At 57.2% G+C, this 19,424-nt stretch carries 20 protein-coding genes; 6 read left to right on the plus strand and 14 right to left on the minus strand.

All coding sequences use genetic code 11. The features are described from left to right. Positions 1-18: 18 nt before the first annotated feature. On the minus strand, positions 19-1,854 hold the full coding sequence (locus tag MWU53_RS11080) for a DUF4422 domain-containing protein (protein ID WP_247093289.1): 1,836 nt from the start codon (positions 1,852-1,854) through the stop codon (positions 19-21). A 173-nt stretch (positions 1,855-2,027) separates the two neighbouring features. Beyond that, positions 2,028-2,819 carry an ABC transporter permease gene (locus MWU53_RS11085; protein WP_247093291.1) on the minus strand — a complete coding sequence of 264 codons (792 nt, stop codon included), beginning with the start codon at positions 2,817-2,819 and terminating at the stop codon, positions 2,028-2,030. 91 nt (positions 2,820-2,910) lie between these two features. Between MWU53_RS11085 and MWU53_RS11090 the strand changes: the two genes are divergently transcribed. From MWU53_RS11090 to pncB, 5 genes are all read left to right on the plus strand, one after another. Beyond that, positions 2,911-4,188 carry a sugar transporter gene (locus MWU53_RS11090; RefSeq protein WP_247093293.1) on the plus strand — a complete coding sequence of 426 codons (1,278 nt, stop codon included), beginning with the start codon at positions 2,911-2,913 and terminating at the stop codon, positions 4,186-4,188. A gap of 9 nt (positions 4,189-4,197) precedes the next feature. Beyond that, positions 4,198-4,851, plus strand: coding sequence for an ABC transporter ATP-binding protein (locus MWU53_RS11095; RefSeq protein ID WP_247093295.1), 654 nt, complete (start codon positions 4,198-4,200; stop codon positions 4,849-4,851). Between the two features lie 158 nt (positions 4,852-5,009). After that, positions 5,010-6,110: a polysaccharide biosynthesis/export family protein gene (locus tag MWU53_RS11100; protein WP_247093297.1), complete on the plus strand. Its 1,101-nt coding sequence runs from the start codon at positions 5,010-5,012 to the stop codon at positions 6,108-6,110. A 137-nt stretch (positions 6,111-6,247) separates the two neighbouring features. Next, complete coding sequence (gene pncA, locus MWU53_RS11105; RefSeq protein WP_247093299.1) at positions 6,248-6,856, plus strand: bifunctional nicotinamidase/pyrazinamidase; 609 nt, start codon at positions 6,248-6,250, stop codon at positions 6,854-6,856. Further along, positions 6,857-8,149: a nicotinate phosphoribosyltransferase gene (gene pncB, locus MWU53_RS11110; protein ID WP_247093301.1), complete on the plus strand. Its 1,293-nt coding sequence runs from the start codon at positions 6,857-6,859 to the stop codon at positions 8,147-8,149. It begins immediately after the preceding gene. On the opposite strand, the gene MWU53_RS11115 is transcribed toward pncB, so the two are convergent. Beyond that, positions 8,146-9,315 (minus strand): hypothetical protein, encoded by a 1,170-nt coding sequence (locus MWU53_RS11115; protein ID WP_247093304.1) that lies wholly within the window; start codon positions 9,313-9,315, stop codon positions 8,146-8,148. The two genes, pncB and MWU53_RS11115, sit on opposite strands and share 4 nt — an antisense overlap. On the opposite strand from MWU53_RS11115, the gene MWU53_RS11120 reads away from it, so the two are divergent. After that, positions 9,308-9,451 (plus strand): hypothetical protein, encoded by a 144-nt coding sequence (locus MWU53_RS11120; protein ID WP_247093306.1) that lies wholly within the window; start codon positions 9,308-9,310, stop codon positions 9,449-9,451. The two genes, MWU53_RS11115 and MWU53_RS11120, sit on opposite strands and share 8 nt — an antisense overlap. Positions 9,452-9,703: 252 nt before the next feature. On the opposite strand, the gene MWU53_RS11125 is transcribed toward MWU53_RS11120, so the two are convergent. The 11 genes from MWU53_RS11125 to MWU53_RS11175 form a co-directional block, all read right to left on the minus strand. Continuing rightward, positions 9,704-10,063, minus strand: a complete 360-nt coding sequence (locus MWU53_RS11125; protein WP_247093308.1) for a helix-turn-helix transcriptional regulator — start codon at positions 10,061-10,063, stop codon at positions 9,704-9,706. After that, the gene (locus MWU53_RS11130; RefSeq protein WP_247093310.1) at positions 10,060-10,410 is read right to left on the minus strand and encodes a type II toxin-antitoxin system RelE/ParE family toxin; all 351 of its coding nucleotides are present in this window, start codon (positions 10,408-10,410) and stop codon (positions 10,060-10,062) included. Before MWU53_RS11130 ends, MWU53_RS11125 begins: the two co-directional genes overlap by 4 nt. 233 nt (positions 10,411-10,643) lie before the next feature. After that, positions 10,644-11,633: an IS1595 family transposase gene (locus tag MWU53_RS11135; RefSeq protein ID WP_348647039.1), complete on the minus strand. Its 990-nt coding sequence runs from the start codon at positions 11,631-11,633 to the stop codon at positions 10,644-10,646. A gap of 322 nt (positions 11,634-11,955) precedes the next feature. Continuing rightward, positions 11,956-12,900 carry a phosphotransferase gene (locus tag MWU53_RS11140; protein ID WP_247093312.1) on the minus strand — a complete coding sequence of 315 codons (945 nt, stop codon included), beginning with the start codon at positions 12,898-12,900 and terminating at the stop codon, positions 11,956-11,958. Next, positions 12,897-14,174 (minus strand): aminotransferase class III-fold pyridoxal phosphate-dependent enzyme, encoded by a 1,278-nt coding sequence (locus MWU53_RS11145; protein WP_247093314.1) that lies wholly within the window; start codon positions 14,172-14,174, stop codon positions 12,897-12,899. Before MWU53_RS11145 ends, MWU53_RS11140 begins: the two co-directional genes overlap by 4 nt. Before the next feature lie 100 nt (positions 14,175-14,274). Further along, positions 14,275-14,694, minus strand: coding sequence for an alternative ribosome rescue aminoacyl-tRNA hydrolase ArfB (arfB, locus tag MWU53_RS11150; protein WP_247093316.1), 420 nt, complete (start codon positions 14,692-14,694; stop codon positions 14,275-14,277). A 271-nt stretch (positions 14,695-14,965) separates the two neighbouring features. Next, positions 14,966-15,586 (minus strand): queuosine precursor transporter, encoded by a 621-nt coding sequence (locus MWU53_RS11155; RefSeq protein WP_247093318.1) that lies wholly within the window; start codon positions 15,584-15,586, stop codon positions 14,966-14,968. Between the two features lie 116 nt (positions 15,587-15,702). Next, positions 15,703-16,629 (minus strand): esterase-like activity of phytase family protein, encoded by a 927-nt coding sequence (locus tag MWU53_RS11160; RefSeq protein WP_247093320.1) that lies wholly within the window; start codon positions 16,627-16,629, stop codon positions 15,703-15,705. Beyond that, positions 16,602-17,468 carry a penicillin-insensitive murein endopeptidase gene (gene mepA, locus MWU53_RS11165; protein WP_247093322.1) on the minus strand — a complete coding sequence of 289 codons (867 nt, stop codon included), beginning with the start codon at positions 17,466-17,468 and terminating at the stop codon, positions 16,602-16,604. The genes MWU53_RS11160 and mepA overlap by 28 nt, the downstream gene beginning before the upstream one ends. Positions 17,469-17,476: 8 nt before the next feature. Further along, complete coding sequence (locus tag MWU53_RS11170; RefSeq protein ID WP_247093325.1) at positions 17,477-18,808, minus strand: MFS transporter; 1,332 nt, start codon at positions 18,806-18,808, stop codon at positions 17,477-17,479. 56 nt (positions 18,809-18,864) lie between these two features. Continuing rightward, complete coding sequence (locus MWU53_RS11175; protein WP_247093327.1) at positions 18,865-19,395, minus strand: acyl-CoA thioesterase; 531 nt, start codon at positions 19,393-19,395, stop codon at positions 18,865-18,867. Between the last annotated feature and the right edge of the window lie 29 nt (positions 19,396-19,424).

Raw genomic sequence — 19,424 nt, forward strand, 5'->3', positions numbered from 1 at the left:
GTGCTCGAGAATGAGAGCTCAATCCTTCCAGATCCGGCGAAGCAGGCCATAGACCATCAAAAGCGGGCGATTAAGGGCCGGGTAGCGCTGTGCGATCTTCTGGCCGGTGTCGATGATGCTTTTCTTTAGGGTCTGGCTTTTGCGGCGCTCTGCGAGAAGATTTGTTGTCACTTCGCCAAAGTAAGGCGTGTTCACCAGCGCTCTCCAGTACAGATCAGCGTGCGGCACGACCCGGCTACGCCACGGTTTGAAATTGCTGTCTGCAAAGTGAACAAGCCACGGATCGCGCCGCGCGGCCATCGCTTTGGCATGGTTCGCTTGCGGCACCTTGGCATAGCTTGCATCGACCGAGTTGAAGACATTCCAGCGTGCGTCCAGAAGGTGAAGGTCGTCCTTGAACTCTTTGTTCAGAATGTCTTGGTCCTGAAACAAATACTGCTGGGTCTGCGCCTCGTGGATCAGCTTCTCGCCCAGCGCTTTCAGATCGCCCATGGCTTTGAAATTCATCAACAAGACGCCCACATTGAAGTACCGCCCCATCTGCGCGTCTGACAGCTGCAGCCGCTCGCGCAGATAGGCAGACAGGTCGGGCACATTCAGGACCGAGGTCCCAATCGGGCCGGTTAAGGTGCGTGTCATGATCCAGTCCGGCACGGCGCCGACCTTGGCGTCCCCCATATCGGCATCATACAGATCACAAACATCTGCGTTCAGAATGGTGTCGACATCCAGATAGAGCAGCCGGTCCAACCCAGGTAGCAGCAGGAACAGCAGGAAGCGATAGAAGGTCGCATTCGACGACACCCGATGCAGCGAGCGCTTGACGTCACTGAAGTAGTTGCCAGCGTTGATGGCGTGCAATTCGACATTTTGGCGCTGGGATTTCAGCCAGCGGCCAAAGATCTCGATCTCCTCGGTGCTGATGTCCGAATACAGGAAAAACAGCACAATGGGGCGCTTCGGGTTGGCCTGTGTCAGAAGCGACTGCATCATGGTTGCAGCATGCGGCAGGTACGCCCGATCCGCGGCAATCGCGATATTGACCACGTCGTCTGCGGGCGCGTCTTGTCGGGTCAAATAGGGGGACACAGCCGCTTGTGACAGATTCAGAATTGTTGTTTCACGGATCCGCAGCGTCGGGTTGGTGGTCTGTTCGTGCAAGATGAAGACGGTCAGCAGGCGTTCGGCCAGGAAGCCAATATAGCGCGCCTGATAGGGGCTGTAATTCGACCGGTCGATGTCCGCAGCTTCGACCTTCCCAAGGATATCAAACAGCCAGGCGCAGTAGCGGTCAAAGATGTCGCGGCGCATCACGGCGATATTGCCGAGGCGCAAGGTCTTTGAGCTGGCCGTGGTGTCGAACGCGCCCAGATAGGCGGGGTGATCTGTCGCGATCACCGCGCGCATCTTGTCGAAATCTTCTGCGTGGTGGGCATCCAGAAAGTTCTTCTCGATACTGACAGGCATCTTGTGGAGGCGTGGTAGCGCGATGTCCCAGTTGCCCAGCTCTGTCTCGATCCACGCCTCGGTTCGCGCGGTCCAGTCGTCGATGTCCAGCGCCCCGACGAAAGTCTCGGCCCGGGTGCTGTCGCAATCGCCCGCCACATCCAAGAGCCGGCGATAGTGCATCAGCCCGACGAAGTCGCTGTCCCGGTCATTCTTCCACGCCCAATACAGCGCCGTCAGTTCGCAATAGGATCCGTTCTTACCGGAAATGTGGTCGCCCGTGTTGTCCGCCAGCATGTCCGTCAAAGGGGCGCTGGCCAGATCTGCCCCAACGTGGATTGGCTTGATGCTTTTCGACGAAACCCGCGGAGAAAGCTTGTGATAGGCGGAGTAGATCGAGACTTTCATGATGCACCTTCTCTGCGTCGCGCAATTTATAGGGGGCAGAGGGGGGTCTTACAAGAATTGGAGGCGCGTGTAGGCCTTCTGCCTTGGCGGGTGCGATGCAGGCACGTGTTGGGCGTCGCGTTGATTTTCGGTTTCCAGCCAACCCGAGACACAGATGGGTGCAGGCGCATGGTCTATTTATACATGATATCGTCATGATACCGGTTCAGCAGTGTCAGCCCCAACGACAGGGCTGCAAGCGATACAGCAAAAACAAAGATGCACGAGATATAGTCGGGCTCGTACGTGGCGTAGACCCCCATACGCATCTGGCCGACCACATGGACCATCGGGTTCCACCACAGGATATCCTGAGCGAAGGCGGGAAGATCATCGAAGTTGTATAAGACGCCCGAGACGATGAACAACGGACGCATCAGCACTTTCCACAGCTGTTGCCACCAGTCAAACCGCCAGAACAGGAAGCAGTTCAGTGTTCCAATGCCGACCCCCAACGCAATTGACATCAAGAACGACAGCCCCATTTCCGGGATGTTCAGGAACACAAATGAGGGGTTGATCAGCACCATTCCGCCGATCAGCATGACGCTGATCAGGATACTTGTGAGGCTGTTCAGGATGGCGCGCGCCAGAATGGCGTCGACGAATGTGACTCGCGGGTACCCCAATAGAGCTTTCGAGAAGTTGATTGCCATCGCGGTCTTGGCGCTGAGTTCGCGAAACAGGCCCAGCGGAAGCATCCCGGTCGCATAGTACAGGGCAAAACTGTCCCCGATCGACGGTGACCGCAGCGCAAGGGAAAAGACGATGGTCAAGAAAGCGATACCGCTGATTGGTTCGACCAAGGCCCAGAGGTATCCCCCGTTTGAGCGCCCATAGGTCGATGACATCTCGCGCAGCATCAACGCGACGACTGTGCGCCCCATCTTGAAGCGTGTAGGATCTGCTGTGCGTGATGCTGTCATGCGGGCAATATCGAGTTGATTCGTCCTAAGAGGTATCCGATAACTGCCTCTAATGCATATAGTTTGCAAAATGTTTTGCCGTGGATAGCCTATGACCCAGTCTTCTGAAGCGCCTGATCCCAAGCCTAAGTCCAATCTCAAGGCCAAACGCCGAAAGGATGCGCAGGTCGCGCATGCCGAACAGGACGAGCTGGACGATGACGGCTGGGGCGAAGAAGAAAAGGGTGGCAAGGTTCTGCCTCCGCCGCGCCCGCCGGCCCAACCGGCCCGCCCTCAAAAACGGCACAACATGATCCGCACCTTGTTCCTGTTGGGCGTTTTGGCGCCGCTCTTGGTGGCGACGGTGTATCTTTATGTGATCGCCAAAGATCAATATGCCTCGTATCTTGGGTTCTCGGTCCGAGCGGAAGACAGTGCGTCTCCGGTCGAGATGTTGGGCGGCATCACCGAACTGGCGGGATCGTCCAGCGGTACCGATACGGATGTTCTGTTCGAGTTCATTCAAAGCCAGCGCATCGTCCGGCTGGTGGATGAGCGGCTTGACCTGCGTACCATGTACCACATGCCCTCGGACCCGATCTTTGGTCTCGATCCCGATGCGACCATTGAGGGGCTTCAGAAATTCTGGGGCCGGGTTGTGAAAGTTTTCTATGACAGCGGCTCGGGCCTGATCGAGGTGCGCGTCACTGCCTTTGCCCCGGAAGACGCCAAGGCCGTTGCGGATGCGATCTATGATGAGAGCACCGACATGATCAATAAGCTGACAACCGTCGCGCGCGAAGATGCCACCAGCTATGCTCGCAGTGAGCTTGAGAATGCCGTCGAGCGTCTTAGAACGGCACGTGCAGCGATCCAGAAATTCCGGCTTGAAACTCAGATCATCGACCCCGAGGCCGACATCGTAGGGCGCATGGGTCTATTGAACTCGATGCAGAACCAGCTGGCGGCGGCTCAGATTGATTTGGACATCCTGATGCAGACAGCGCGCGAAGGGGATCCCCGCTTGATTCAAGCGCGTCGCCGTGTGGATGTGATCCAGCAGCGTCTGGCCGATGAACGTGCACGGTTCAGCAATACTGACGGCTCGGTCAACGGGTCTTACGCCGACCTGATTGGTGACTTCGAACGCCTGTCGGTCGACAAGCAATTCGCCGAACAGGCCTATCTGTCCGCGTTGGGATCGCTGGATTTGGCCACAGCCGAAGCCGCGCGGAAGTCGCGCTATCTTGCGGCCTACATCGAGCCAACACTGGCCGAGACCCCGGAATATCCGCAGCGCCTGATCATTCTGGCGACGCTGGCGGCCTTCCTGGTCGGTATCTGGGTGGTGGCAACCATGGTTTACTACTCGGTCCGCGACAGACGATAGGGTTGCTGCATGATCCGAATCCGAAATCTGCGCAAAGCGTATCATCTGCAGGGGCAAACCACGGTAGTGGCTGACAATATCTCGGTTGATTTTAAATCGGGTATGGTCGTTGGACTGCTGGGGCGCAACGGGGCCGGAAAATCCAGCCTGTTACGGATGGTCGCTGGCACGATGCGTCAAGACAGTGGCAGCATCGAGATTGACGGCACGGTCAGCTGGCCTGTCGGCTTTGCGGGCAGTTTCCACAAGGATTTGACGGGCGCACAGAACACCAAGTTTCTGGCGCGGATTTACGGAGTCGATACCGAAGAGCTGCGCGAATATGTCGAAGATTTCGCCGAGCTGGGGCCGCAATTCTATCTGCCCGTGCGTACCTATTCTTCGGGCATGCGGTCCCGTCTGGCTTTTGGGCTGTCCATGGGCATCAAGTTTGACGTCTATCTGGTAGACGAAGTGACCTCGGTGGGGGATGCGTCTTTTCGCAAGAAAAGCATGCACGTGTTCCGTGACCGGATGGAGAACAGCGGGGCGCTTTTGGTGACGCACAACCTGCGCGTCATCTCTCGGGTGTGCGACGCGGCGTGTATTCTGGATAACGGCCGCCTGACTTATTACGACGACGTGAAAGAAGCGGTGGAGCGGCATCGCGAGATGACCGCCTGATCCGATCTGGGTGTAACCCATCTACTGCACATTGTGCGTCGTTCGGAATTAACCGCGAAATCCAGTGCGCGGAGCTTGAGAAACGGCAGCTTCGTTACTAATGTGCGCATAATTGGTTTACTGCCTTGAACCACAAAGAAACCTTGGGGGTTGCGCGAATGCGTTTTGTTTTGATTGCGGTTTCTGTCCTTGCTTTGGCCAGCTGTGGCGCGCCACGCGGCGCGGCCCTTCAATCCGAGATTGTTGGCGGGAACGCTGAAAGCAGTGCGGATCTGGCTGTATACACCGTTTCCAAGGCAACCCTGCCCGCCATCGCAAGCTGGCCAGCCCCTAACGCGGACGGCGATTACACCTGGCCGTCGCGCGGATCTGCCGCCGTCGACAAACCAATCCGGCCGTTTGACCGCGTGGACGTGATTGTCTGGGATAGCGAGGAATCTTCGCTTCTGTCCTCGCCCAGCCAGAACACGGTCGAGATGAAGAACATGCTTGTTTCTTCGGGCGGCACCATCTTCCTGCCCTTCGTCGGCAGCGTCCATATCGCAGGCATGTCGCATTCGGCTGCCCGCGCCCGTATCCAGCGCAAATATGTCGAAGCCATCCCGTCGGCTCAGGTGCAGTTGAACGTCACACAAGGCACACGAGGTACGGTATCGATGGTGTCTGGTGTTTCGCGACCTGGACCGATCACGCTGGATGACCCAAGCTTTACTGTGCTGCATGCCATCGCCGCATCCGGTGGCCCGGACAAAAGCCTGAATAACCCCAGCATCAAGTTGATCCGTGGCAATCAGACCTATTTGCGCCCGCTGGCCGAGGTTATGTCCAACGCATCCTTTGACACCTATCTGCGGCCCGGAGACAAACTGGCGTTGCAGGATGACAGCCGCTATTTCCGCTCGCTGGGGGCGGCTTCGAAAGAGGCGTTGATCCCGTTCTCGAAATCCGAGATCTCTGCGCTTGATGCGATGTCGCTGATTGGTGGGCTGTCAGATACCCGCGCCAACCCGAAGGGGATCCTGATCCTGCGCGAATATCCGCAATCAGCTGTGCGTCCAGACGATCAGGGGCCAGACAACGCACGCAGTGTCTTTGTGATCGACCTGACCACCGCTGACGGACTGTTCAGCGCGGACAAGTTCCAGATCCACAGCAAGGACACAGTGCTTGTTACCGAAAGCGCGATCGCGGCAAGCAACACTTTGTTGCGACTGATCCGCCAGCTGACTGGGATCTCGTTTGACATCAGCAGGCTCTAGGCCTGAGCGGATGCGACTTTTGAAGGGGTGCGCGTGGTGCGCGCCCCTTTTTCGTGTGGCATCATGCATCCTTGGCCCTCGTTGCTTGACCCTTCTGCGTGCGGTCCTTACCCATTGAAGTTCAAGGAGGACCGCCCATGCGCACCGCAGATGAAGCCCTGATCGTGATCGACGTGCAGAACGATTTCTGCCCGGGCGGAGCCCTTGCCGTCGCCGAAGGCGACCAGATTGTGCCCCTGATCAATGCCATTCTGCCCGACTTTGCCGTGAAAGTTTTCACGCAGGACTGGCACCCAGCGGGCCACAGCTCGTTCGCGTTGTCGCACGAAGGGAAAGCCCCGTTTGAGATGACCGAGATGCCCTATGGCCCTCAGGTCCTCTGGCCCGACCACTGCGTGCAGGGCACCGATGGGGCGGCTTTTCATACGGATCTTCTGACCGACCCCGCCGACCTCGTGATCCGCAAAGGCTTCCGCCCGCAGATCGACAGCTATTCCGCCTTCTTCGAGAATGACCAGACCACCCCCACGGGGCTGGAGGGTTATCTGCGCACCCGTGGCGTCACCAAGTTGACCATGGTCGGCCTTGCGACCGATTTCTGTGTCGCCTACTCGGCCATCGACGGTGCCAAGCTGGGCTTCGACGTCACCGTTCTGGAAACCGCCAGCCGTGCCATCGACCTTGACGGTTCGCTGGCTGCTGCCCGTGACAACATGCGCGCCGCAGGCGTCAAGCTGGAGGCATAAATGGTTGATATCGCCACCCGCGTCTATGACCACAACTGGAAGATCGATCCGATCGTCCGTTCGCTGATCGATACCGATTTCTACAAACTTCTGATGTGCCAATCGGTCTTCCGCAACAAGCCCGACGCCCAGGTCACCTTCAGCCTGATCAACCGCTCGAAACACGTCCCCCTCGCCAACCTCATCGACGAGGGCGAACTGCGCGAGCAACTGGACCACATCCGCTCGTTGTCGCTGTCGCGTGGCGAAAGCACATGGCTGCGCGGCAACACCTTTTATGGCAAACGCCAGATGTTCCGCTCGGACTTCATGGAGTGGTTCGAGAACATGCGCCTCCCGCCTTACCACCTTGAACGCGTCGGCGACCAATACGAGCTGACCTTCGAAGGGTCCTGGCCCGAGGTCATGCTATGGGAAATCCCCGCGCTCTCGGTCCTCATGGAACTCCGCTCGCGCGCCGTCCTGCGTGGTATGGGCCGGTTCGAGCTGCAAGTCCTATACGCCCGCGCCATGACCCGCGCATGGGAGAAGATCTCGGGCCTCCGCGCCCTCGACGGCCTCCGCCTTGCCGATTTCGGTACCCGCCGCCGCCATTCCTACCTCTGGCAGGATTGGTGCGTGCAAGCGGCGATGGAGGGGTTGGGAAGCAATTTCGTCGGCACCTCCAACTGCCACATCGCCATGAAGCGCGATATCGAGGCCATTGGCACCAACGCCCACGAACTGCCCATGGTTTATGCAGCCCTTGCCGAAGACGACACCGCACTGGCGCAGGCCCCCTATGACGTGCTTGCCGATTGGCAACAGGAACACGACGGCAACCTGCGCATCATCCTGCCCGACACCTATGGCACCAAGGGCTTTCTGGACAATGCGCCCGATTGGCTGGCCGGCTGGACCGGCATCCGCATCGACAGCGGAGACCCCGCGACGGGCGCCGAGATCGCCATCAACTGGTGGAAATCCCGCGGCGAGGATCCGACGCAGAAAATGGTCATCTTCTCGGACGGTCTGGACACCGACAAAATCATCGAACTGCACCAGCAATTCGCAGGCCGCGTCCGCACCAGCTTCGGCTGGGGCACCCTGCTAACGAATGATTTCCGAGACCTCGTCCCCGACAACGCCCTCGCCCCATTCTCGCTGGTCTGCAAGGCGGTGAAGGCGAATGGGAGGGCCACCGTGAAACTGTCCGACAACCCCAACAAGGCGATGGGGCCGGAGGACGAGATTGCGCGCTATAAACGTGTGTTTGGAGTTGGCGAACAGGTCGGGATGGAGGTTGTGGTTTAGTCGTCAACTACAGACACTAAGCTTTCATCTTCTGCCTCGGAATCAGCTAGTGTCTCCTTCCTTTCTCTAACCTTCTCAAATACGGATTTACGAGCCGAGTACTCATAGTCTTCGGGTACATAGTCCTTCAGGTGTTCGCGAAGTAACTCCATCTTCAGAGCTGTTCTCAGTTGATACTGATCGGTGTCGGAGAGGTTGAGTCCATCGGCTGAGGCTTCGTAAACATCGGTCGCAACAATGCTAATTTTCGCAAGAGATCTTGTTTGTTTGTCGATTCTAAAAATCTCAGAAATGAGTCGCTGAATTATTGCGAATGACACGCCGATAATCGTTGATGCAACGACCACATAGGGAATCCGTGTCACTAGTATGGAAAAGATTCTAGCATTCTCAACTTCATCAAAGACCGTTGAGAGATTTGCGGCATTCGTGAGTAGTGCGATGGCCATTCCTACAAGGACAAGCATAGGTACGACTGCAAGCTTCCAATAGAAAGCCTTGTTCTTGCCTCCCTGTTTTACGAACTCGGATATTTCGCTCGGGAATAGGTAGATGTCACTTTCGAGTTCACTAAGGACACCAGATTTTTCAGCTATCTCTCTGGTAAGTGAATCTCTTTCTGCCTGCCGTTGTTCAATTGTTGCCTGTTGCTTTTCAATCCTTGCTTCCAGACCAGATTGCTCGGCCTTTTTCTCCGAAATTCTAGCATCAAGTTCAGATACTTCGTTGCGCCTATGAGCCAGTTCGCGTTCCGTGTTTTCGATTTCACCCTTGAGGCCAGCTGCTTCGCTCTCAAGTTCTTTGATTCTGCTGACTGAGTTTGCCATCTCCTCAGCCTTGGTTTCAGCTTGTTCGATGGTAGCAACCGCAGCGCTAATTGCTGATTTTTTAAGGCTATCAATCCTGTAAATCCGCTCGCGGCTATGGACAAAGTCGTCCATCAAGAAGCCTTCAGCCCGTACCCCTGTAATGATCGGGCTTCCAAGAATTCTTCTGTCGGGCTTGAAGGAGAACTCTGTTATGAAATCGTCTACTTCGACTGCAAATGAACCGTCGTCAAACTTTGTGGTCTTGGTTCTTTTTTCTCCGGTTGAAACGGAATTCCATGTGAATTCGCAGTTCTGGTACTTGTAGTCCGCTGCTTCAATGAGAATTGTCTTGGACAAATACTGGTTCGGTGAAATCAAACCTGTACCAATCGCTTCGACCTTTGACAGCGGTCGCGCCGCTCTCTACATCGGCAAGCTTGGTGGTTTTACGGTACTGCTTGTCATAGAGGTGAAATGGAATTCGTTGGACTGAATTGCCAGGTACTTGCGAGATTTCGTCGAGAACTTCTTGTTCGGCTGTTGTAGGCATGTTGGGTCCCAAGATATTCACAAAATAATAATGTCGTGTCCGCAAAGCGTGTTGGTCGTGTCTATCCTCTTTCGACTATCCCGCTTTGTCGTTGAACAGTCCAATCTACAAACGCACCCCCGGGAAAGTAAACAGGGCCGCGCAAAGCGCGGCCCTAAAACGTTTTAGTGTTCTGAAACTTAAGGGATATCGGGATCATGCGTCCACAAGAAGCCTCTCCTTCTCGTTCCGGACAAAATACCGAGGATCCTGATGAGAGGCGACTTTTTTGAAGCCGATTTCAACATCCCGATTCAATCGAACCATAAACGACAAGAGCTTTTCCAGAGAAAACCCATGAAGTTTTCCGTTCTGCAAAGCAGAGACCTTTGGCTGTGGAACCCCGAAAATCTCGGCTGCTTGTCGTTGATTCAGGTGGCGATGATGAACAATAGAGTTGATTTGACCAGCGATCGCAGCTTTCAGTTTTAGCTCAGGGGCATCATCAAGCCCCAGGTCAGCGAAAACATTTCCGCTACCAACTTCGATTTCAAGTTCTTCGGCTACATCAGTCATGCTTTTTTCCTCAGTTGTTCTTTCACTTGCTTTAGGCGGCGCTTTACCAGTTCAGTTTCAGATTTCGGGGTCTTTATCCCGGATTTGGACTTCTTTTTGAACGCGTGAAGCACATACAAATCATCCCCGAGCTTCACAGCGTAGACGGCTCGATAGGTATCAGTATCGTGATCAGCTACGATCTCCAGAACCCCGGAACCCAAACCCGTCATGGGCTTGGCGTATCCCGCCTTCCTACCTTTTTGTGCTTCACTGAGAGCATACCCAATCGAAACCTTCACATCTTTCGGAAACTCCATCAAATTCTTCTTGGAGTCTCCTACCCAGATAACCTGCCTTTCCGACACTAACGAATCTCCTTATACCAATATAGGTATAACGCCTCCTTAAGGCAAAGAGTTTCCAACTCAAAAACCCAAGACGCTCACCTTCGGCGGCCATACTGGCCATTTTTACATCTATGTTCAATGCTTTAGCTACAGGTCCAACATGTCTTTCAAAGTTTGCTTAGTTCAACCATCAAACTGAAACGAGACTTCGAAACCTGCTTCCAGCTTTACACTGGAGTAGATTGGGTTGTTCAGCTCCCATTAAAAACCCCGACGGGATCTCGGTTGGATAGCCGTGCTAAAAACCAATCAACATATCCCGAAAGATACTTGGACGCTGGACCTTTGAACTGTCTGATGAAGTCCTCGTATCTCGAATGCAGAGAGTTGATGTTCTGTATGTGATGCGAGGCCGTTGCCTTGGCTTTGCCCTTGGCACCACCCACCACAAAATGCTCCAACCCTTTCGCCTGGGCGAAACGGCCGTAAGCTCGTAAGGCATCACTGCAGAGGACAGCGTCAGCTGGAACCACCGAGTTCAGGGCCTTATGAATCGTCGCATTGGCCCTGTCGGGTATCCTCTGAGCCATCTTGGCCCCACCACGATCGACCACAGTTAGGATCGGCAGCTGCCAACGGCTGAGACCGCGCTGCATCTTCACGCCCAGCTTGGCGTATTCATACCAGCGCAACCTTGGCGGCTTGGGGTAATTGAGCGGGTCTCGCTTGTGCCTCACCCATTCACGGGATCCCTTCCTGGATTCCTTCTGGTAGGTCTCGTCCACCTCGACGATGCCGGAAAAATGTACGTCAGATGAACCTCTTAGCTCCTGCATGATGATCATCCGCCACCGCCAGATGGTGTGCTTGTCGAGACGGAGGCGATTGGCCAGTTGTCGAATGGAAGAGGGTGCCCGAGTTCCCAGCATATCTCGGATCACTTCGAGAAATAGATCTGGCCGGTGGATGTGCCCGATCCTGGAAGTCGTCCTACCGCAGAAAGTCTTTTGACAGCCCAGGCAACGATAGCGTTGAACCTTAGTCCGAGTCCTCCCCCACTTCTGGCGACGGTCATTACCGCAATGCGGACACTTGTGTTCTTGTTCCGTTCGTGATTCAATTTCGGCCAGGGCTTCGGTTTTTCTCCGAACATCCCTAATCTTTGTTCTGGCGTCCTCGATTTGCGCCGGATTCAGCTCACTGAACCGGTCGAGGAAATGCCTAAAGTCGTGTGCCTGCACGATCCGCTCCGCTGTTTTTAGGAGCTATATTGGCCAATTATGAAAATCCGAAGGCGATACGAAAAAATTCCCAACACGCTTTGCGGACACGACAAATAATAATGAACTTAGGCTGAATGTAGGTCTTTGCACAACCTTAAAGGGATGTTGGCAGGCTAACACTACCGAAGCTTTGATATTACCATTACTGCAATCCGGATCATTCCGTTCAGCAGAATGAAGCGCGGCTGTGGAAGTGTTGCCGTTGCGCCTTTAAACCCTTTAAAACCCCGGCCTGTCCCGCGTCAAAAGGTTTAAAGATTTCCACCCGTCACGCGGCCCCTCATCCCCCAAGAAACTTCCGGGCGGCGGTGACGGCTCTTTCCGTATAAAGCGCGACCTTCGGGCCGGTCGGATCATAGCGCGGGACCGCCCAGCCCATCGACGCGAAGCGGCGCATCATCAGGAACATGGGCAGCAGGTCTTCCGCCTCTTGGCTCAGCGCGCGGTGGTCCCGATACCCCGCCAACGCGGCGGCCTTGATTGCCTCATAGGCGGGTTCGTCTTCGTTCTGCGACAGCATTACCGCAAGGTCGTATAGCCGGAACCCAAAGCCCGCATCGTCGAAGTCGATCAGGGTTAGTAAGCTATTGTGAACAAATACATTCTCTCGCAATGCGTCTGCGTGGATCAGTCCGAAATCCGCACCGTTCTCAAGAAAGACCGTTGCCAGATCATGCGCCACAGCGCGGGCGCGCAATACCATGTTTCGCTCGTCCTCGCTCAGCGCCGGGCACTCCCAGAACCGTCCCCAGAACGGCTCGTCCCCGAGCAATCCCGGGATGTCCCACCGGTGCCGTGTGAAGCCATCGGGCAGGGGGATATCGTCGGTCAAATTGTGCAGCCTCGCCAGCTCGGCGCCGACTTTGCGATATAGCGCGGCCTGATCATCGGGCGAGCCGTCCAGCGGCACGCCGCTTTCCCCGATCGGTGCGCCCTCGACCCACGACACCATCGTCGCGCATTGGTCTGCGCCGAGTGAAAACACCAGATCGCCATCTGCTGTCGGGATCGGGGACGGCACCCGCATGCCACGCTCGGCCAGCGCCCCCATCCAGTCCAGTTCCGACCGAATGGCGGCCTTTGATTGATACCCCGGACGGTGCAACCGAAGCGCGGCGGGCTTGCCGGAAATCCGCACCTCATGCACCGCGTTTTCGCGGTCCTTGATCATCCGCACATGCTGTGCGTTCCATGCCTTCAGGGCTTGCTTCAAAACGGCGCTCATGCGGGAACGGCTTTCAATGCGGCGTCCAGATTCTCGGCCAGAAGGTCGGCTTGCGCGCGGTCAAAACACATCGGCGGGCGGATTTTGATCCCGTGATAATGCCGCCCCATCAGATGCAACAGAACACCACGATTTCGCATCTCCTCGACCAGATCTTTGCAGAATGTGGTCGCGCCCTCCGGGTCCCCGTCTCGCGTGAATTCGATGCCCATGAACATGCCCGCGCCGCGTGTATCCGCGATCAGCGGGTGCGCCAGTTCATGAAGCAACCCCAAGGCATAGTCGCCAGTGTCGCGTGCGTTCTGAACCAGCTCTTCTTCTTCCAGCACATCCAGAACCGCCATCGCGGCGGCAGCAGACACCGGGTTGCCACCGAAGGTGTTGAAGTACCCAAAGCGCGTGCGGAACTCGGCCATGATCTCGGGGCGCGTCACGACCGCTGCCACAGGATGCCCGTTCCCCATCGGCTTCCCCATGGTCACGATGTCAGGCGCCAATCCGATGCGGTCATGCCCCCAGAAATTGCGCCCCGTGCGGCCAAAGCCCGGCTGCACCTCGTCTGCGATGATGATGCCACCGGCCTTGCGGACCACTGCGACGGTTGGCTCGAGGAAGCCCTTGGGCAATGTGTGGAAGCCCTCGTTAGCGAAGAACGGATCGAGGATCAGCGTGCCGAAGCCGTATCCAGCCTCTTCCAGCGCATCAATCGCACGCTGGATTTCTGCGGCAAATGCTTGTGGTTGCGCCTCCGCGCTGCCGCCCAACGGGAACAACGTATCCGGCGCAGGCACCTTCTTGACCCAATCCACCGGCCCGCCAATCGGCGTGCGTTTCGATGACATCTGGCTGACCAAATCTGTATTGCCGTGGTAGGTATTGTCGGTGCAGATGATGCCCACCTTTTCGGTCATCGCGCGTCCCATGCGCAGGGCAATGTCGTTGGCCTCGGATCCGGTGCAGACCATGATCATCGTCTCCAGCCCGTGGTCCATCGTGCCGGTCAGGCGTTCGGCATAATCCAGAATCCCTTCGTGCAGGTACCGTGTGTGGGTGTTCAGGGTCGAGGCCTGCTTGGTGATCGCTTCGACCACTTTCGGATGGGCGTGACCGACATGCGGGACGTTGTTGTAGCAGTCCAGATAGCGGTTTCCATCCGCGTCCCACAGCCATGTCCCTTCGCCGCGCACCACATGAACCGGCTCTCGATAGAAGGTGGTCATGTTCGGGCCAAGAAGTCGCGCGCGTCGGTCCAGAATCGAAGAGGTATCGGCCATGTCATGCTCCGCTGTATTTGGATGGTGCGGTCCGTTCGGTGTGCGGACCCTGCCCATGTGGGGATGCTACGCCATAGTAATTGCGTTGTTAAGTAAATAGTCAGTCGTCCGTGACCCGCCCACGCAGAGCCTTAACCTGTCCGCGTTTGGTTTTGGTGTCCATGCGCCGGCGTTGCGAGCCCTTCGTCGGTTTCGTTGGGATACGCCGCTTGGGCGCGACCAGCGCTTTGCGGATCATCTCGGCCAGACGTTCGGCGGCGATCTCGCGGTTGCGGGCTTGGCTTCTTGTGTCTTCGACGCGGATGGTGATCGCGCCATCCTGCGCCCATTTCCGTCCCGCGATACGCTTCAACCGAGCCTTCACGGCCTGCGTCAGATGGGGCGATCGTGCTGCTTCGAACCGCAATTCGACAGCGGTCGAGACCTTGTTCACATTCTGCCCGCCGGGGCCGGACGAACGTGAAAAGCTTTCGCTGAGTTCCCAGTCTTGCAGGGTGATATCGTCATTCACGCGGATCATGGGGGCACCCTAGCCAATCACATCCGTGACGGGAATGGCAGATACGAAAAAGGGTCGTTCCATCGGAACGACCCTTTCGAGAATTTAGGAGGTGGGGCCGGTTAGAACTGCGTCAACTCGGCCCGCGTTTCAGTTCGAGGGCTGCCTCGAACCACCGCGACCTAGATTGTCCCAGCACCTCGCTCCGTTGCATCTCTTGACATGGACACCTCCTTTCTCGCTGTTTCTATATCTAGGAGCGTGCCACATATTTTGCGTTTGTCAAAACTTTTCACGCAGGATTTGGTGAAAGTTTTGTGACCAGGACGCGGAACGGCACCAGTGCCAGCAGTGCCAATGCCAGTTTCACCATCCAGTCAGCAACGGCCAAAGACACCCATAGCGGGGCCATCGGACCTGCGCCCAAAAGCGGCAAAACCTCGCCCGCCCAGCTAACGTCGTTGGCGGGTTCTAGGAAAGTCAGAGTGCCTGAAAACGCGATGGTGAAGAAGATTGCGGTGTCGACCGAGCTGCCGATCAGGGTCGAGACAACCGGTGCACGCCACCAACGACCTTCGCGCAGACGGTCAAAGATTGCGACGTCCAGAAGCTGTGCGGTCAGGAAGGCAAGGCCGGATCCCATGGCGATGCGCAGGGTCACAAGCGGACCGAACTCGCCGATGATCTGGGTGCCGATGAAGCTGCAGATCACACCAGTGACGAAACCGGCGAAGACGACTTTGCGCGCAGCGGATACACCGTAAACGCGGTTCATCACGTCGGTGACAAGGAAAGCGAGCGGGTAGGTGAAGGCGCCCCAGGTCAGCCAGTTGCCGAACAGGAATTGCACCAGAATGTTTGAGGCCACGACGATGGCGGCCATGGCGATTACGCCAGGAAGAAGACGGGTCATATTGTTGGTCCGTTTTAGCAAGGTTGCGGAGACTTGGCCCCTGAATGTCAGGGACGGGGTGCTCTTACAGTGGGAAAACGGACAGATCAACCCTTGTGAAAAAGGGGGATGTTGGGTCAGTTTGCGATCTTGTCCGACCGTGCTGCGTGGGTTGGGACCACATATTCAACAAATTCCGTGGTCTGGTAGAACTTGAAATTGTCGTCTGACACCATCGTCAGGCGGATGTTTCCATCCGTGTCACGCCAGACGGCAAGCCCTTCCAGATTGTCATGCAGGCCGACAGGGGTGCGCAGAAGTTCGACCTCGTTTGTGAAGCCGTCCGGGGTGATATCGAAGCGGCGGACGCGGTTGGTGAAGCCCAGAATTCCGCTGAGGTGACGCTCGAGAAGATAGAATTTTCCATCCGGGCCGATGTCGGCGCCCACCGGAAGATAGGGCGCGAAACGCGGGATCGCGAAGGGTTTGTCCCATGTCTGGCTTCCAGCCCGCAGGCGATAGACCGGAAAGGGCGAGCCCTCGACGCCTGTCCGCTCTGGGATGGTGTAAAGCGTACCGTCGCGGTCGATCGCCAAGGCCTCGAGCGACGAGTTGTTCTGCAATCCCTTAAAGTCTGGATGCCCTTTTAGCGCGCGTCCTTTGGTCCGCAGGCCGGCAAAGCGCATCACGCGGTGTTTGGCCTCGAAGCTTACGAAAATCGGACCGTCCATGTTCGTGGCCAGCCCCTCGCTGTCCGCTCTGAACCGGCCAAACGGGGTGCCCTTCGGGGATTTCAGCGGGCCAAGTCGGGTGGTGTTCAGACCCGAGATCACGCCATCCTTGCGATCAAAACTGCCTTTGGCGATATAGCCACGGTCGGTGATCGCGATGAAGTCTTTGCCATCCTCGCTGACTTCAAGCCCGGAAAACCCGCCGAAATGTTCGCCCGTGCCGTGCCAGCGATAGGCCGACACAAGCTGCGCGTCCGATACCGGTTGCGCACCAAGATCAAGCGCCAGAAGCGCGGCAAGTGCCGCTATCGCGATGACAAAACGGGTCCGCATTGGTTGGGAAGATCCTTTAGGGTCAGAGGACCGCGAGGCTTGCGCGGAGTTGTCGTTTTCGGAGCGGGTTTGGGGTGCAGAATATCTTGCACCCATTGTTCTGCGTCCTTGCACCCATCACCAGCGGGCGGCGGTGCCTGATCCACGCAGCCTTTCACGCCTTTGGGGCAGGAAAGCCGGACGTGGAAGTGATAGTGATGTCCCCACCACGGGCGGATTTTTCGCAGCCAGCTTCGGTCGCCCTTGGCGTCTTTGCACATCTGCACCTTTGCGCCGGGGAAGACAAAGATCCGCGCCACACGTTTGTCTTTTGCGGCGGCCTTGATGATCTCGTGATGCGCGCGGGTCCAGTTCTTGTTTACGTAAGCACCCTTGGACCGGCGGGTTGAAATCGACGACAGCGCCTCGCGCTCGGACGCGCTGAGGTTCAGGCGTTTGGGCGGCAGCATCCAAATATCGGCATCCAGCCCGATCTGGTGCGAGCGGTGGCCGGTCAGCATCGGACCGCCACGCGGCTGGCTGAGGTCGCCGACGTACAGCCCCTTCCATCCGGGTTGCTGGGCGGCTTTGCGCGACAGTTTTTCCACGAAGTCGATCAGCTCGGGGTGGCCCCAGTTGCGATTGCGCGACAGGCGCATGGCTTGCCATGTCGGCCCAGACTCGGCCAGTTGCTCGGCCCCGGCCAAGCAGCCCTTGGCGTAGGACCCGAACGAGGCAGGACGGCTGGCTGTTCCGTTACGTGCCGCGCCGAACAGCTCTTTCGCGGGTTGTTGGGCAGCCGCAGGCACCCCGGTCAGGGCGAGGCCAGCAATCAGGATCAGCTTGTGAAACAGTTTCATATGAAAACCTACGCGTGTGTGCCTTTGGGTTTAACCCAGATCAGTAGGACAAGTCCCAGTATAAAGAGCCCGATAAGCGGGGAGACGCCGAGCTGTTGGCTGCCCGTCGCCGCCGTGATGATGCCGATCAGGAAGGGCGCAAGGAAGCTGGTGGCCTTGCCTGCAAGGGCGTAAAGGCCGAACGCTTCGGTCATGCGCTCGGGGTTGGCTTGGCGCACCATCATCGTGCGGCTGGCCGATTGCAGCGCGCCTCCAGCAGCCCCGATTAGTGCGCCCAAGATGTAAAACCCGATATCTGGCAGCTTGCTGTTTGCCTCGACCGGCATTCCAAACACGCTCTCGCGTGAAATGAAGACGATGCAGATGGCCACAAAGGTCAGCACCAGAATGCAGATGGTGATCACCGGCTTGGGACCAAAGCGTCGGTCTGCGCGCCCGCCGATCCATGCAAAGATCGCTCCGGTGATGATCGCGAGAATGCCGAAGATGCCGACGTCTACCACGGACCAGTTCAACACGCCTGCCGCATAGATACCGCCAAACGTGTACATCCCGTTCAGCGCATCGCGATAGAACATCGAGCTGCTGAGATAGGCAAACAGGCTGGGGGACTTCGGCAGCGACCGAATGGTCTTCCACAGGCTTGCCAGCGCGTGCCGGACCAACAGGGGGTCACTGCTAACGGGCTTCGGGTCGCGCACCCACAGGAAGAACGGGATCATGAACAGCGCGTACCAAACCGCGGTCAGCGGGCCGACAAAACGCGTGCCCTCTTTCGCAGCCGGGTCCAGTCCGAAGGGGGGCGTCATGCCGATCAGGGTTTTGCCATTGGGCTGTTCAACGAACAGCGCCAGCATGATAATCAGGGTGAGAAGGCCTCCGATATAGCCAAAGGCCCACCCATTGCCGGAAATGCTGCCGATTTCCTCGCGCGAGCCGAGGTCGGGCAGCATCGCGTTGGTAAAGATCGTCGCGAACTCCATCCCGATCAGGCCGATGCCGAAGAGGATCAGAATAAGCGTCATGTTGAAATTGTCGGGAGCTGCATACCACAGCCCGAAACTGCCGATCACATACATGATCGAAAACAGCCAGATCCATCGCAAGCGGTTGCCAGAGTTATCGGCGAAGGCGCCCAGAATAGGCGCCAGCAGCGCGATGATCAGGCCGCAGGTGCCAACAGCAAACCCCCAACTGGCCTGCGCTTGCGCGCCATCGCCCACCACGGTCTTGAAATACGGGGCGAAGACGAAGGTCAGGATCAACGTGTTATAGGGCTGGCTGGCCCAATCGAAAAAGAACCATCCCCAAATGCGCTTACGTGCCGAGATCTCTGCCATGTTTGCCCCCTGTTTTTTGCGATCAAACAGGGAAAAGCCCGCGCGGGCAAGAGAACTTACATCTCAGGCGGCCAGGGTCGCGTAGCGTCAGCCGCGATCCATGCCTGCACCCATTCCGGCAAGGTGGGCGCGGGGCCGGTATGGCCAATGGCGGCCCGCACCTTGTCAGAGGGAACAATTCCATCGCGATCTGTCACGGCCGAGCGATAGACGATCTGGTTCGCGCAGTCGTCGCCCAGCCACATGGTTTGCTCGACATAAAAGAATTTTCCGTCCCAGCCGACCAAGCGGCTGCGCATCTCGAACCGCGCAAAGGTGCGGATCCGCTTGCGATAACGCACACTGGCTCCGGCCATCGTCAGACCCCAGCGGTTCTTGATCAACGCGCGGCTTAGACCCGTGCGTCCTGCCAATGGAATGCGACCCAGATCGTACATGGTCAGGGTGCGGCCATTGTTCAGCTCGCGCCACAGATCGATATCCCACGGCCAGCAGCGGTGGTGGCTGATGTGGACGCCATCGACGGGTAGAGGCTCGGCCTTGGCGAATTTCACCATCTCTTTGATCATGCGGACGAAGGGATACATGGCGGCTCCTTTAATTGTGGTTGCCCTGC

The organism is Aliiroseovarius sp. S1123, from assembly GCF_023015885.1.
Classification (GTDB): Bacteria; Pseudomonadota; Alphaproteobacteria; order Rhodobacterales; family Rhodobacteraceae; genus Aliiroseovarius.